This is a genomic window from Candidatus Villigracilis affinis, assembly GCF_016705895.1.
GTDB classification, from domain to species: Bacteria; Chloroflexota; Anaerolineae; order Anaerolineales; family Villigracilaceae; genus Villigracilis; species Villigracilis affinis.
In genome coordinates this window covers 200916-215048 of sequence record NZ_JADJKT010000039.1, presented here as the reverse complement: position 1 = coordinate 215048, position 14133 = coordinate 200916, and the positions used below count along the sequence as shown (strand labels likewise).

The following is a 14133-nucleotide window of genomic DNA, read 5'->3' as shown; positions in this document are numbered from 1 at the left end:
AACATTTGAAAAAGAACCCCGAGAAAATGCTCGGGGTTCCGAATTTATGGAATTGCTGTTGGGGTGGGAGTGATTTCCAGTACGGGTGCTGGCGTGGGCGTAAAGGTGGCGGATGGTTCGAGCACAGTCGTGGGCGTGAATGTTGGCGGCGGCAGGGGCGTGGATGTCGGCACGATCTCGGCTTCGCTTTCAGGCAGGCCCATCATCATCAATTGCCAGGCAATGTCCACGTCATCTGCCGCGATGACGGGGAAGGCGGGCAGGTTGCCCAGTGCCAGGTCAAGGCGCATAAGGATCTGATTGAACGCATCTACTTGATAGGTTGGGGCATCCATCAACAATTCGGCCAGGAGATCGCGTGCCGATTGCACATCTGTTTTTGCCAGCCCGAAATTACTTTGCGAAAGATACAATCGCGCCCGCGAAATGGTCTCAATCGCGCGCGTGTACATCACCTCGCGTTTCAACGCAACCATCACGCTGTTATTTTGCGTTGTTATTTCCTCTTCGAGGGTCTTTTGCATTTCCTCCAGCCTTGCAATGCTGGCCGACTGGGTCTCGATCGTTTTCTCAACCGCATCCACGCGTGCATTCATTTCATTCAGTTCCGTCTGCAAAATTTCAATCTCGTCGCGAAGTTCGCGAATGCCCGTTGTATTTTGTTCGATGGGTACGATCACATTCTGATTGATGAACGGCAATCCGTAGTAAAATGCCGCCCCAATCCCTGCAATGATGATGGCCAGAGCGATCAATTGCATCAGCGCACGGAAAAAAACGAGGAGGGCCCGCCCCAATCTCGTCAAGAAGGATGGTTCCTCCTCACGGGCTGATTCTTGTGCAGGCTGATGCCTCTCAATGGGCGCGGGCTTCGGTTCTTCCTCCACTGTGACCATGGCTCTGCTTTCTGAAACATTTTCTTCCCCTTCAAAAGTGGACTGTAACCGTGTAAGCAGGTTTTTCCCCATGCCGCGCACTTTCAGGCAGTCATCAACCGAATCGAACGGCCGCCCTGCGATAATCCCTCCCGCAATCGGACGTGTAATGCCAGGAGTCTTTGTCAGTGTATCAAGGTCGGCCGTATTAAGATAATTGAGGAAGTCGCTCATTCTGCACCTGATTTCGATTGATTGTATTTTCTTATCTATTTTATCACCCCGACAAAATTGTTTGCTATAATCCCTTTCATGATTTATCTCGATTATGCCGCCACAACCCCCGTTGACTCGCGTGTCTTGGATGCGATGCTGCCGTTTTTCCGCGAAACCTATGGAAATCCGTCTTCCGTCCATCGCTTTGGGCAAAAAGCTGAGACCGCCATCGAAGAAGCCCGCGAAAAGGTGGCGTCTGTTTTGCACTGCCGCGCCGATGAGATCATCTTCACCTCCTGCGGCTCCGAATCTGATAACCTTGCGCTTCGCGGCGCCGCCATGGCAAGGCGTAGCACCTCAGGCCAGAAATGGATTTTGACCTCCAAAACCGAGCACCATGCCGTCAGTAAAACTGCCGAACAACTTGAAAAGGAATATGGATTTCTGCTCGAATGGCTCGAAGTGAACGAATTCGGCGGCGTTTCGTCAGAGGCACTTTCCAAGGCAGTTTGCAACGATACGGCACTGGCTTCAGTGATGTACGCGAACAACGAGATTGGCACGATCAACCCCATCGCTGAATTGGCGGGCATTGCCAGATCAAATAATATCCTCTTTCACACGGATGCCGTGCAGGCCGCGGCGTATTTGGATGTCAACACCCAGACCCTCGGCGTGGATTTGATGTCGCTTGGCGGACATAAATTCTACGGGCCGAAAGGCGTCGGCGCGCTTTACGTCCGCAAGGGGACGAAACTTCTCCCGCACATGACGGGCGGGGGGCAGGAATACAGCCTGCGCGCAGGAACTCAGAACGTGCCCTACATTGTCGGCTTTGCCGAAGCGCTCAGCCTCGCTGCCGAAGAACGCGAATCGCGTACGGCTCACGTCAAACCCTTGCGTGACCATATCATTGGCACAGTCCTTGAAGTAATTCCCGAATCGCAATTAACAGGTCATCCAACCAACCGCCTGCCCAATCACGCCTCCTTCGTCTTCAAAGATGTGGATGGTAATCTGCTTTTGCAAATGCTCGACTCAGCGGGGTTTGCCTGCTCCTCAGGCTCTGCCTGCAAAACAGGCAACCCCGAACCCAGCGAAGTCATCACTGCCCTCGGCCACTCACGAGACTGGGCACTCGGCTCCCTGCGCATCACATTAGGAGTCGATTCCACATCTGAACAGGTTGATTCTTTTGTGAAAGAATTGCCTGGGTTGGTTGAAAAAGCCAGAAAGTTAAACCAGAGATAAACGGGGATGAACAAAGATGGACCTACTGTGAAAACACAACTTCGCCGTCTTTCCAATCTCTGTCCTCGAACCCCTAAAATATCCCTGTTTATCTCCGTTCATCAAGGTTATTTTTGAAAACCCAAATCATCACCCTCGAATCACACGATGACCTCATCTCCGTCCGCGATAAATTATCGTGGGCGAAAACGCCGCGCATTTTGCTGGTCTGGCCGAAATACGCGAAGGTCACGCTGCGTATTCTCGATCTCAAAGTTTTGCAACGCCACGCCGATTCACTCGGCGCGCAATTGGGATTGGTTACACGGCGGGCCAAAGTGCGGCGCGATGCCGAATCGCTGGGGATTCCCGTCTTTGCCTCGACGACGACCGCTCAACGCGAACTGTGGCCTGATCCTGTTCCGAGGAGCATGCGCACCCCGAAACCTCCGCGCCGCGACCTGAGAAGAATCCGCGATGAGGTGTATGCAAAAGAACCTGCCTGGCGAACATCCCTGCTCGGGCGCGTGCTCACTTTCACAGTGGGAGTCATAGCCTTCGTAACCGTAGCAGGCCTCTTCGTCCCGCGAGCCGCGTTGACTTTATATCCCGAGACCCAGGTTCAATCCATCATTATTCCTGTTGCGGCAAGTGAATCAGCCGATTCCATTTCGCTTGCTGGCGCAGTCCCCGCGTTGATTGTATCCGTGACTGAACAGGCGGAGCAATCGCTTGCCATTGCCAGTGAAATTTCCGTGCCGAAAGCGAAGGCGAAAGGCGTTGTGCAGATCACGAATTTGAGTCAGAACGAGTTGAGCATCCCTGCAGGGACAGTGGTTACGACCGCTTCTGAAGTGCCTGTAAAATTTGTGACCCTCGAAGACGCCACCCTCACGGCAGGCATTGATGAAGTTGTGGAGATTCCCATCGAGGCACAGCAGGCAGGTACAGATGGCAATGTGCCGAACGATGCAGTGATCGTGGTGGAAGGCCCGCTTGGCCTGACCGTTTCGGTAACCAACCCCGAAGCCATCACGGGCGGCGTGATCTCGCAGGTGACGGGCGCTAACGACGATGACCGTGCGAGATTACGTGAGGTGGTGCTAGAAAATCTGCGCCGCATGGCTGAGGCCGAGTTGCGTTCACAGATCGGCCCTGCTGATGTCTTGTTGGTCGATACGCTTGAGGTCAAACAGATTTTGAACGAGACCTTCGACCCGCCCGCAGGCCAGCCAGGAAAAACGCTGGTCCTGAACATGCAGGTTGAATTTTCTGCGCGCTACGTTTCAGATGATGCCATGAAGGAACTTTCACTAGCCACGCTCAATGCGGCAGGGCAGGATGGATTTGTTTCCACATCAACACCTGATTACAAAGTGATCACCGATCCCTCCACCGATAATTCGGGCATCAGCCATTTCGAGTTGATGGTCACACGCACGCTGTTGCGCGAAGTGGATGAGATGCGTGTCTTCTCCATCGTGCGTGGAGGCAAACCAGACCTGATGAAAGCCGAACTGGCTTCGACCTTGTCCTTGCGCCAATCGCCCGATATTTTGCTTACTCCCTCCTGGTGGCCGTGGATGCCGCTGATTCCGTTCAATATTTCGGTGGAGATGAAATGATCACGAAACAGTGCATCGCGACTAGCCCTCAACGCCTATGAGAATCCTCGCAGTTGACCACGGTGAAAAACGGATCGGCCTCGCCCTGAGCGACCCGACCGCAACCATTGCCAGCCCTTTGAAAGTCGTTGCACATGTTTCGCGCATGATCGATGCCGCACAGGTTGCGGAGATCGCCGCGCAAAACGAAGTCAGGCTGATCGTCATCGGCCAGTCTTATGATGAGGACGGCAATCCCAACCCGGCAGGACGCCGTGCTGGCCGTTTCGCCGATGAACTCAGAAAACAAACTGAACTCCCCATCGAAATGTGGGACGAATCTTTTAGCACTCAGGATGCCCGCGCCGCCCGCATCGAACTTGGCCTATCCCGAAAAAGACGCGGCGGCCATCAGGATGAATTTGCGGCAGTGGCCATCCTGCAATCCTATCTTGAAGCCAAACGGGGAAATGGAAATCCGTAATGAGTGACAGTCAAATCGTAAATCGAAGATCGAGAAACTCAAATCTTCTACGCCGTTATCAACTTCATATCATCCTTGCGGTTGTCGTTTTTTGTTCGCTGACCTGTCTCTACTTTGCGCTAGGCTACGCCCCCGCGCGCGCCTCGCTGTTGTACGGTCCGCCTGCCAACGCGCTTTCCATTTCAGACCGCATCGAATATTCCGCGCGCCTGCTTGCGTATGGAGATACGCTCAAGTCACCGTACGACCCGAACGGTTTCGAGCAATCCTTTTTCGTTGAGCAGGGCGAACTCGTTATTTCGATCGCCAACAGGCTTGAGGAGGCGGGCCTCATTTCAAATGCGCAGGCTTTTTATGATTACGCTGTATATGCAGGCATTGACCTGACAATTCAATCGGGCGAATACACCCTCAGCCCCGCGCTCTCCATCATCGACATCGCCCGCGCCCTGCAGAAATTTTCTCCTTCTGATGCGACCCTCGTGATTCTCCCTGGCTGGCGGATGGAAGAAATTGCCGCATCCATCCCGACCTCAGGCCTGGAATTTTCATCCGAAGCATTTCTCGCCCTTGCGCAGACTCCACCCCCCGCGCTTGAATTTGTTCCCTCATCCTCCAGCATGGAAGGATTCTTCTTCCCCGATTTATATACCCTGCCGCGCTCTACAACTCCCGAGCAATTGTTGGATATCATCGCGCGGAATTTCGCCCAGCACCTCACCGAAGAATTGCGGACAGGTTTTGCCAATCAGGGGCTCGATATCCATCAGGCCGTGACTCTCGCCTCCATCGTCGAACGTGAAGCCATTCATCACGAAGAAGCCCCGCTGATCGCTTCGGTGTACCTGAACCGCCTCGCCATTGGCATGAAACTCGATGCCGACCCAACCGTCCAATACGCGGTGGGGTACAACTCTTTTCAAGGAACCTGGTGGACGAATCCCATCAGCGCCGCCGACCTCGAATTTGACTCGCCCTTCAACACCTACATTTACACAGGTCTGCCGCCCACGCCGATCTCTAACCCCAGCCTTGAAGCATTGTATGCGGTGGCTTACCCGCAGGCATCCACGTATTTTTACTTCCGCGCCGCCTGCGATAACTCAGGCTATCACGTCTTCGCCTCCACGCTGGAAGAGCAGATTGCGAATGGGTGTCCATAAAAAAGCCGCGAATTTCGCGTTCATTCGTGAAATTCGCGGCAAAAATTTTACTTTTTGAAAGGCAGTTTCAAATAGGCATCCCAGTGGGAGAGAGCAAGTTTGTCACAACCGTCACTGCGCTGCAACCCTGTGTAAACCCAAATGGTCGCCAGTTCGCGCACATCCGCAGGCATTTCAGCGATCAGCTTGTCATAGTCAATACCTGTAAAAGCGACAGTGAATTCGAACTGATTTTCAATTGCGTTCTGCATCAGAAAATCAACCCAGCGCGCCTGATACTCTTCGCTGAACTTGTAGTCCTTGCCATAGGCCGAAAAATCATAAGAGGGAGCGCCCGATTCGGTAATGCCGATCGGTTTTCCGAAGGCCAGTGCAGGCGCAAAGAAATCGTCGGGGATCGGGTCAACTTTGCCGCTTTCATACATCCAGCCGTAGGGATAGGCGCTTAATCCGAGCATGTCCAAATAAGGCAGCAGCGTTTCGATCTCGCTTTTTTGTGTGGCCTGATCGCCGCCATCCAATCCGCTCATGTGGCTGATCGTGAATGTGGCGAAGATAGGCAGGTCGGGGTATTCCGCTTTCAAATTCTCGTAAACAAACTTGTGCAATTGCTTGTAAGCCTCCCAACTCTCAGGCGCGTTGACCTGTGCCACGTTCGCTTCGATGCCAATCGCCAGATAATCAGGATGAAAATATTCCACCACGCGGCGCGCGTAATTCAAGTAAGCCGTTTTCACATCCGCATGGTCGAGCGAATAACCATCCCAAGGTTTTGGCAGCGGCTGGTTATCTGACTCTCCCCAATACGACGCCAATTTGGAACGGGTCATATCAAGCGGCGTGATCGAAACCAACAGAGTGTGCTCCGCGGGAATCGCATCTCGCGTTGATCCCCAACTATTCATCAATCCATCGGGTAGGGGAGAATCGGTCAGCGCTTCGGGCCACGGAACACCGCCATCAAAATGCAGGGCGGTCATATCGCCGTAGGTGTTCACGAAGTTGTTCATGCGGGTGATGCCTTCCAGAGTCGCTTCGGGAGGCCAGCGTGTGAAGCCCATGTGAAATGGACGAGATTCCGCTTCCAACGTAACGGTGGAGCTGGTCGCTGCACAAGCGGGTGTCGGCACCGCTGATGCAGTGGATTCTCCGCAGGCTAGCGTTGATATTAACAGCAGAATCAATGCAAGAAAGCTTTTTATTTTCATGTTATTTATTCTTCCGAAATGAATCCCACACCTCAAGCGCAGATTTGGCTGTGCCGTTATATTCACGCAGGCCGACAGAGCCGAACATGCCAAGGGTAGTGATATCATCATCACCGAGTCCCTGCTGTTTCATCATTTTGGCGTAGGAATCAAGGTTGAAATCGTTGAAGAGAAGATAGATCCAAAAGCTCAAACGGCTCCCGATCTGGGTGTGGATGGCATTTAGATAATCCACCTGGCTTTGTTGGTCGCCGTGAAACGGACCTGTGTCAGTGCTGATAAAGCCTCCTTCGGCAACAGCGAGCGGCTTATCGGTCCGCGTGAGAAGCGGGGTGTAATAGTCCGCTGGAATTTGAGAACCATCCTCAAAGGCAATAAACGGATACGACGAGATGACCCACAAATCCAGTCTCGGTTCGAAGATTTCAACCTGATCCCAATTGGTGACGAATTTCTGGCGGCCGATCTCTTCGGGTTGTGGAAATACGTTATTCAAGTCTTCCCATTGAAATGTGACGAAAATTTGCATCTCAGGCGCTTCGGCTTTGACCGCGTCATAAACCTCGTTGTAAAGGCTGACGAAGTTCAGCGCATCTTCGGGGTGGGCATCCATGTAGGTGTTGATCTCGGAGGCCAGCCCAAGGTAGCGCGGATGGAACTCGCGTACGACGCGCAGGGTGTAATTCTTGAATGCAGTGCGGACATCGGGGTTGGCAAAGTTTGCCTCCCAGCCATTGGGCAGGCCCATGAATTCGCGGCGGTTCAGTCCATTGAGCGGGTCAACGACATAAATGATCTCAAGGTTGTTTTGCGAAGCAATGATGTATTGATTGGTGATATCGGTAATGTGCTGTGATTCAACATCAGCGCCCTGCAAAAATTCCTCCCACGGAATTCCTTCCTGAAGCAAAACGACATCCGCATGTGCGCCAAGGTCTTTGTACAATTGAAAGACACTTTCTAGTGACGCTTCGGGCGGGGTCGGGAAGAAGCCGTAGGCAGTTTCGGTCGTATCGAAAACAGATTCTTGCGGCGTGGGCGGGACGGTGGGTGTAGCGCCGCCGTTGCAAGCGAGAATGGCAAGCGCGAGCGCAATTGCCGCGATGATGGTTCGTTTCATTGTGACTCCGAAATTAATTTTGAATGGGTGGAAAGTGAATTGAAGGATGGCTTGGGAAGAGCAGGTTGATCAAAATGGCCCACAGAAAGCCAGATAGAAGCGGAAGAAAAAATGCCAGTATGGCATGCAGGAGATTCGGTTTCCGCGCGCCGCGCTCGGCGGGAATTGTGTAAGCGGGCAGGTAGATCATCAACCCGTAGACAAAGATCCACATGGCGAATTGACTCAAGTTCTGCGCGCCGAATGCAATGGATTCGCCGATGAGTCCCTGTAAACCTAAAAATAGAAAGACCCAGAACGGACTGAAATCGTAACGCTTCAAAATCCATGCCCATGCGAAGAACCACGGGACGAAAACGATGACGCTGTGATGTAGGATGACATCGAAGTAACTGGCCGAGGCGGTGATGTAGGCTTCTCCAACCGCCACGCCAAAGAGCGGCGCGAGATTGGTCATTGTGGTTGTGATGACTTCCTCAATCATGGCCAGCGAAATGCCAAAGAGAATGAACTTGACCTGCCAATTCAACGGAATGCTTTGAACGCAGGTTTTTATTCTGTCGCGGAACAGAACCATGCATGAGCCGCCCAAGGCCACCCAAAGCAGAAGCAGCCCCGAGCCCATCGAGATGATGGCGTGGGACACACGGTCTTCACGTGTGGCAAAATAAACCAGGAGCCAGGTGAGGGAGAGGTATAACCCAAGTAGAACGATGAAACCAGTTTTCAGGCGTTGTGAAATGGACATATCTATAACTGATACAGGCCAATCCCCGAATTTGTTGCAGGAATCAAAAACGGGACTCGTTTTGATTCGAATCCCGTTTTTGGTTTTGGAATGCGGACTTCAGTCTGCAAACGCAAGAGATAACATGGGCTGAAGTCCGCGCTCCTTTAGCGCGTTTGACTTGCTTTTACGAAATACCCGATCAACAGCATCATCAACCCGATCACGGCCATGATCAGTCCCTGCCATAGCACGGGGGTGATCAATGCTTGCAGCATGGTGGCGGCCAGGTCACTGGCGTAGTTTAGAAAAATGGACGGAAGATAATCGGGCAATCTGGAAGTCAATAATCCCTGAAAAATGGCGCTGAAAATAGGCGCGCCCGTGAGACCCATCAAACTTGCGAGTGTTCCTGTCGCCAAAAAAGACGCGCCCCACCAAGTTAACCAACTGGTGAAAGTGTTGACCGCGAAGATGGTCATCAACAGCAGGAAGACAAGCGGCAGAATCGGGCTGAGGCGCATGAATAATCTTGCAATCTGTAATTTTTGGCGCGGGTCATTTTGCAGCGGCGCTTCGTACACGGTGATCTGGTCTGGGATAAGCGTGACCGCTACTTGTAGTTGTGCCTGAATGGCTGGCGTCATTACGGGTTCCAACTCAGCAGGCGGATTGCAGAATTGGATGCTCCCGCCCGAGATCAGGTCAAAGCCCATTTGAGCGAGCTGCATCAGGGTGCAATCGGGCTGTGCTCCCAATATTCCGTAAATGGCTTGCACACCCGAAGGGCCGACCATGCTCGTCTTGAGCGGAACAAGCGAAAGCTGGACGATATCTGCTTGTTGATTGAGGTAGGCAAAGGTCGAGTTTAACAGTCCATCGCCCATGGTCGTAAGCGCATCGGGCGCAAGGATGGTGCGAAAAAACGAATCCCAGGCTTGCACATCCATTCCACTCATTGCAATGGGAAGCTGGCTTTGGTCGGTGGTGATCATCGCTTCGGCCAACACAGTGGGGAGCCTGTTGTAGAAATCGTCCTTTGCGAAGGCCTTATGATAGGTTTCTGCCGAGAAGCCGCGGCGATCAAAATTGAAGAGCAACAAGGCAAAAACCGCGCTCATTACAAAGAGCGCTGCAAAAAGGCCTGCAAGGGATTTTTTGAAAGATTCCATTTTTGTTTTCCAAGGCTGTTTATATAAAACGGCAAGGTTGCGAAACCTTGCCGCTTGAGTGAAATATTATGTGCATCGACTTCGCTTAGCACGAATTTTAGCTGGCTGTCAAAATTTCGATGTAATCCTGGGTTACCACTTCTGCGTTGCCTGCGCCGAGCAGGTCGAGCAGTTCGCTGACCAGTTCGGCTTTGAGGTCGGCATCTTTGCGGCTCCAGGTGCGGCTCTTGATCTCAAGGAAGTGTCCCATGGGCGGTTCTTTGATCTCATCGAGGTTGACGAACAACTCGGTATTCTTATAGCGGATGTGCCAGCGCAAACGATCTTTCGTGATCGAGATCTCTTTCGCAGGTTTGAAATACTCACGATAAAAACGCGCCGTGTGAATGGCAGGCGCAATGAATCGGCTTCGCGAAAGCAGCACATCGTGGCCGATCTCGCCTTCGCGTTTTTGTCCGAGCAAGGTCAGGCGCGAGCGGACATTTTGCGAATTGCCTTTTTCATCGATGAGATTATCTTCACGGAAACGTAGACGTCCTTGGGATGGGTCGTCGAAGAGGAAGTAATCGTCGAATTGCTGGTAATGCTTTTGGGCAGTGACCTCGATCTCGGGGCGCTTCATCGCCTGGACCAATTTGTCTGGTTCTACGATCTTGACCTTGACCTGCACTTCGAAAGATTCCTCCTGCGTCGATCCGCCGAGCGCGATCAGTTTCGAAAGCACGGATTTCTCGCGTTCGATCAGGAAGGTATCGATCTTTCTGGCTACGCCCTGAGCTTCTTTGATCAAGTCCGCTTCGTTGAGGGTGAGCAGGTTGTGGTCACGCATCAGCCACTTGCCGTTGACCATCACATCGGTCACGTCGGTGGATTTGGATGCGAAGACCAATTGTGCATAGGCATTGTTCGGGTCACGGCGGAAACGCGGGGAATTATGGGCAGGGGATGTGTCGACAATGATCAAGTCAGCGCGTTTGCCTGGTTCCAGCGACCCTGTCAAATGTCCGATGTGAAGCGCTTGTGCCCCAAGGCGTGTACCCATTAATAACGCTGTCGCTGCCGGGAGGACGGTTGGGTCATTCGAAGAGGCCTTCGCCACAAAAGAGGCAAGTCGGATTTCTTCGAACATATCGAGGTCGTTGTTGGAGGCGGGGCCGTCAGTGCCGATGCCCACATTCAGGCCGACATCGAGCATTTTTTGCACGGGTGCAAACCCCGAGGCGAGTTTGAGATTCGATGATGGGTTGTGCGAAATGCCCGCGTTTACATGCTGGAGCGTTTTCATTTCACCGACATCAATGTGGACGCAATGCGCGGCAATGACCTTTGCTTCGAGCAGTCCCTGCTTTTTGACGTAAGGCACGACGGGCATGCCCTGTTCGTTGCGCATGTTTTCCACTTCGAAAGCGGTCTCGGAAATATGGATGTGCAGCGGAACATCATATTCTTTTGCAATGTCGGCGCAGGTACGCAGGATCTCGGGTGTGGTTGAATAGGGTGCATGCGGCGCAATGGCTGGGACGATGAGCGGATGTCCCTTCCATGTTTTGATGAATTCACGCGCGTATGCGATGGAATCTTCGAAGGCGGGCGCATCGGGTGCAGGATATTTCATCACCGATTGGCCGCAGACTGCGCGCATGCCCGCTTCGGCTGTGGCTTTTGCAATATCTGATTCGAAGAAATACATATCGTTGAAGGTGGTCACGCCGCTGCGGATCTGTTCGGCGCAGGCGAGTTGGGTGCCGAGGCGCACGAATTCAGGCGAAACGAATTCACGCTCCACGGGCAGCATGTAACCCATCAGCCAGACATCAAGGCGCAGGTCGTCGGCGAGGCCGCGCATGAGGGTCATGGGTACATGCGTGTGCGCGTTGATGAGACCAGGCATGAGCACCCTGCCCTTGCAGTCAATAATCTCATTGGCCGAATATTCGTTTTTGATCTCGGCTTCTTTTCCAACCGCGACAATCGAATCGCCTTTGACGGCGACCGCGCCAGGGTCATATTGGTTCAGGTTGCGATCCATCGTGAGGACGATGGCGTTGATGAATAGTGTATCTACGGTTTGTGTCATTCAGGCTCCTTTTGCAAGTAATTTGTTTTTGGAGTGCGGGCTTTTGTCCGCAATTGTAAAGCCAGGCGCGGATTGAAATCCGCGATCCCGTTTCTGATTGTTTTTATCTGCCCCAATTCAAAAGAATCCCCAATGCGTCTAGGTTTCTTTCGAAATCTGTTTTGGTGTGTGTGGAGAGTTCCATGTCCACTGCAACCGCGCCGCGCTCCACAGCGTAATCGGCGAGAGTGCCTGTGAAGATGCAGCCCGTATCCAGCGGCGGGAATGAGTAATCGGTCACTTCGGCAAGCGCTCTGGCAAAGTCAGTGGATTCTTCATCCCAGGGTTCACCGCCGGGGAAAACACCCAGCGCGGCGCTGTGATAGCTGATGAGCGCCTTGATTCTATGCGATTGCAGGAAGCCCACCAAGGCGCGCGTCTCAGGTTCGGAGCCTGGACCTGTACCACCGGTGGTAGGACCGTAATTCCAACAACCATCGCGATCCCATTCTGCCGCCCAGTTGGTGGGGAAGTTGCGATTCAAATCCACGCCGTGATCGTTGACGCGGCCATCATAGCCATGATCGCGCGCATCGCCATCTGGATTCAAATTGCGCAGGATGTACAGCGTCACATCACTGGGGATGATCTCTGGATTCTCGTAAATGTGGGTGATGAGTTCATCCGCCAACGCGATGGTGTTCCATTCGTAGCCGCCGTGGATGCCAGCCACGATCATGCGCTGACTTTCACCGTTTCCAAAAATATAAACTTCTATGGGGCGTCCCGAAACCGAGTACCCAATGACTTGCGGACGCTTCCCGCCTGAAAGGATAAAGGGTGTGGGTGTTTGCACCACGATCATGGTCGATTTCGGGTTGGGGGTGACCGTCGGCAGATACAGGGCATTCGGGTCTGGTGTAAAAGTGTTTGGCAGGCCTATCGTGGGAATAGGCTGCGCCTCCTGTGCTGAGGCAAAAAAGGTGGGGTGTGTTATCACATAAGCGATTCCCACAAAGGCAATGCCGCCAAGTCCCAGTAGATTCAACGTCCAGGCAAGTGTGACCCAGATCGATTCTTTGCGTTGACGAGGCGCAGGCATTAGTCAAGCTCCTCGATGGTCATTCTCAGCCAGTTCAAAGCCAGGTTCATTGCCCATTTTGGCAAACTGCGCGGTGGACCGCCGTAGGTGATGCGGTGCGTTTTCTCGCCGCGCGGTGTGATCATAGACATTTCAGCAGAGCGGTCTTCAGCGTAAACAGAGACTCCCAGTGCGATGTCTGCTTTTGAGTCGGTTCGGGCGGTGCGTAATGCTTCGAGGAGCTGATCAGGATCGAGATTGGGTAAAGACGCGGTATGTGGAATTTTCCGCGCGAGAATCCCGTCGAGTCCCGATTCGATGGCGGTGAGGGTCCAGCCGCGCTTTGCGATCAAATCCAGTGTAACTTCTTCAAGTTTGTCTTCATCCACACCGAAGACAATTTTTCCGAGTCTTTCGCGAACCTGTGCTTCGATGACTGCGATCATTGCATTTGCTTCATTTTCGTTTTTTGCCTTCGCGGCAATGCGCACATCTACAACGCCTGTGTGCGCAGCGAGTCCAACCGTGGGGTTGCTAAGTTTTTCGAGGTCGGCGATCTTTTCATCGATCATACCTTCACCGAGTCCCGCGCAATGCAATACGCGCACCTTGATGATCTCGTTCAGATTAAATCTTTTTTGCAAATAGGGAATCATGGATTCGTGCAATACATGTTCCATTTCACTTGGGACACCTGGCAGCGAGATGACCGCGTTGCGATTTGTTTCAACAATAAAGCATGGCGCAGTGCCAACGGGATTTTTGATACCGATCGCCCCTTTGGGTACGTACGCCTGCCGTTTTTGATTCTCAGACGGCGTGCGTCCATAGCGCCCAATGGTTTCAACCACCTGCTGCCACAAGTCTTCGCGAAATTCTGTTTCCACGCCCACGGCTTGCGCAACCGCTTCACGGGTCGGGTCATCGACGGTCGGCCCAAGTCCGCCTGTGGTGATGACAATATCCGCGCGTTCCATCGAATTATGGATCGCACTCGCGATACGGTCGGTGTTATCTCCGATGGTGATGGTGCGATACAGATCCACGCCCATGCTTCGCAGTGTGCGCGCGATGTAGCGCGTGTTGGTATCCACGATCTCGCCGAGTAATATTTCCGTGCCGATGGTAATGATTTCTGCTGATGTCATATGCTCTCTTTTTGACCACTGATGAACACAAATAAATCACGTTCATTCA

At 52.8% G+C, this 14133-nt stretch carries 12 protein-coding genes; 4 read left to right on the top strand and 8 right to left on the bottom strand.

The window, feature by feature from the left end; all coding sequences use genetic code 11:
• Positions 1–44 precede the first annotated feature (44 nt).
• On the bottom strand, positions 45–1109 hold the full coding sequence (locus IPI86_RS22330; protein ID WP_345300237.1) for a helix-hairpin-helix domain-containing protein: 1065 nt from the start codon (positions 1107–1109) through the stop codon (positions 45–47).
• 78 nt (positions 1110–1187) lie between these two features.
• Between IPI86_RS22330 and IPI86_RS22325 the strand changes: the two genes are divergently transcribed.
• The 4 genes from IPI86_RS22325 to mltG all read left to right on the top strand — a co-directional run bounded on the left by IPI86_RS22325 (position 1188) and on the right by mltG (position 5572).
• Positions 1188–2342 carry a cysteine desulfurase family protein gene (locus tag IPI86_RS22325; RefSeq protein ID WP_345300236.1) on the top strand — a complete coding sequence of 385 codons (1155 nt, stop codon included), beginning with the start codon at positions 1188–1190 and terminating at the stop codon, positions 2340–2342.
• Between the two features lie 113 nt (positions 2343–2455).
• Positions 2456–3946, top strand: coding sequence for a baseplate J/gp47 family protein (locus IPI86_RS22320; protein ID WP_345300235.1), 1491 nt, complete (start codon positions 2456–2458; stop codon positions 3944–3946).
• 37 nt (positions 3947–3983) lie between these two features.
• A complete protein-coding gene (ruvX, locus tag IPI86_RS22315) occupies positions 3984–4409 on the top strand; it encodes a Holliday junction resolvase RuvX (protein ID WP_345300234.1) in 426 nt (141 codons plus the stop codon).
• On the top strand, positions 4409–5572 hold the full coding sequence (gene mltG, locus IPI86_RS22310) for an endolytic transglycosylase MltG (RefSeq protein WP_345300233.1): 1164 nt from the start codon (positions 4409–4411) through the stop codon (positions 5570–5572). Before ruvX ends, mltG begins: the two co-directional genes overlap by 1 nt.
• Before the next feature lie 47 nt (positions 5573–5619).
• On the opposite strand, the gene IPI86_RS22305 is transcribed toward mltG, so the two are convergent.
• The 7 genes from IPI86_RS22305 to IPI86_RS22275 form a co-directional block, all read right to left on the bottom strand.
• Positions 5620–6780: a hypothetical protein gene (locus IPI86_RS22305; protein ID WP_345300232.1), complete on the bottom strand. Its 1161-nt coding sequence runs from the start codon at positions 6778–6780 to the stop codon at positions 5620–5622.
• Between the two features lies 1 nt (position 6781).
• Entirely contained in the window at positions 6782–7900 is a 1119-nt protein-coding gene (locus IPI86_RS22300) for a hypothetical protein (RefSeq protein WP_345300231.1), read from the bottom strand.
• 13 nt (positions 7901–7913) lie between these two features.
• Positions 7914–8648: a hypothetical protein gene (locus IPI86_RS22295; RefSeq protein WP_345300230.1), complete on the bottom strand. Its 735-nt coding sequence runs from the start codon at positions 8646–8648 to the stop codon at positions 7914–7916.
• A 146-nt stretch (positions 8649–8794) separates the two neighbouring features.
• On the bottom strand, positions 8795–9799 hold the full coding sequence (locus tag IPI86_RS22290; RefSeq protein ID WP_345300229.1) for a hypothetical protein: 1005 nt from the start codon (positions 9797–9799) through the stop codon (positions 8795–8797).
• A 97-nt stretch (positions 9800–9896) separates the two neighbouring features.
• Positions 9897–11876, bottom strand: a complete 1980-nt coding sequence (locus IPI86_RS22285) for an amidohydrolase family protein (RefSeq protein ID WP_345300228.1) — start codon at positions 11874–11876, stop codon at positions 9897–9899.
• A gap of 103 nt (positions 11877–11979) precedes the next feature.
• A complete protein-coding gene (locus IPI86_RS22280; protein WP_345300227.1) occupies positions 11980–12957 on the bottom strand; it encodes a M14 family zinc carboxypeptidase in 978 nt (325 codons plus the stop codon).
• Positions 12957–14084: a CinA family nicotinamide mononucleotide deamidase-related protein gene (locus IPI86_RS22275; protein ID WP_345300226.1), complete on the bottom strand. Its 1128-nt coding sequence runs from the start codon at positions 14082–14084 to the stop codon at positions 12957–12959. The genes IPI86_RS22280 and IPI86_RS22275 overlap by 1 nt, the downstream gene beginning before the upstream one ends.
• Positions 14085–14133 lie beyond the last annotated feature (49 nt).

What these genes read in the sequence shown, in the direction of transcription:
- IPI86_RS22330 (WP_345300237.1), bottom strand. Translation starts at nt 1,109, where the DNA reads ATGAGCGACTTCCTCAATTATCTTAATACGGCCGACCTTGATACACTG.
- IPI86_RS22325 (WP_345300236.1), top strand. Translation starts at nt 1,188, where the DNA reads ATGATTTATCTCGATTATGCCGCCACAACCCCCGTTGACTCGCGTGTC.
- ruvX (WP_345300234.1), top strand. Translation starts at nt 3,984, where the DNA reads ATGAGAATCCTCGCAGTTGACCACGGTGAAAAACGGATCGGCCTCGCC.
- mltG (WP_345300233.1), top strand. Translation starts at nt 4,409, where the DNA reads ATGAGTGACAGTCAAATCGTAAATCGAAGATCGAGAAACTCAAATCTT.
- IPI86_RS22305 (WP_345300232.1), bottom strand. Translation starts at nt 6,780, where the DNA reads ATGAAAATAAAAAGCTTTCTTGCATTGATTCTGCTGTTAATATCAACG.
- IPI86_RS22300 (WP_345300231.1), bottom strand. Translation starts at nt 7,900, where the DNA reads ATGAAACGAACCATCATCGCGGCAATTGCGCTCGCGCTTGCCATTCTC.
- IPI86_RS22295 (WP_345300230.1), bottom strand. Translation starts at nt 8,648, where the DNA reads ATGTCCATTTCACAACGCCTGAAAACTGGTTTCATCGTTCTACTTGGG.
- IPI86_RS22290 (WP_345300229.1), bottom strand. Translation starts at nt 9,799, where the DNA reads ATGGAATCTTTCAAAAAATCCCTTGCAGGCCTTTTTGCAGCGCTCTTT.
- IPI86_RS22285 (WP_345300228.1), bottom strand. Translation starts at nt 11,876, where the DNA reads ATGACACAAACCGTAGATACACTATTCATCAACGCCATCGTCCTCACG.
- IPI86_RS22280 (WP_345300227.1), bottom strand. Translation starts at nt 12,957, where the DNA reads ATGCCTGCGCCTCGTCAACGCAAAGAATCGATCTGGGTCACACTTGCC.
- IPI86_RS22275 (WP_345300226.1), bottom strand. Translation starts at nt 14,084, where the DNA reads ATGACATCAGCAGAAATCATTACCATCGGCACGGAAATATTACTCGGC.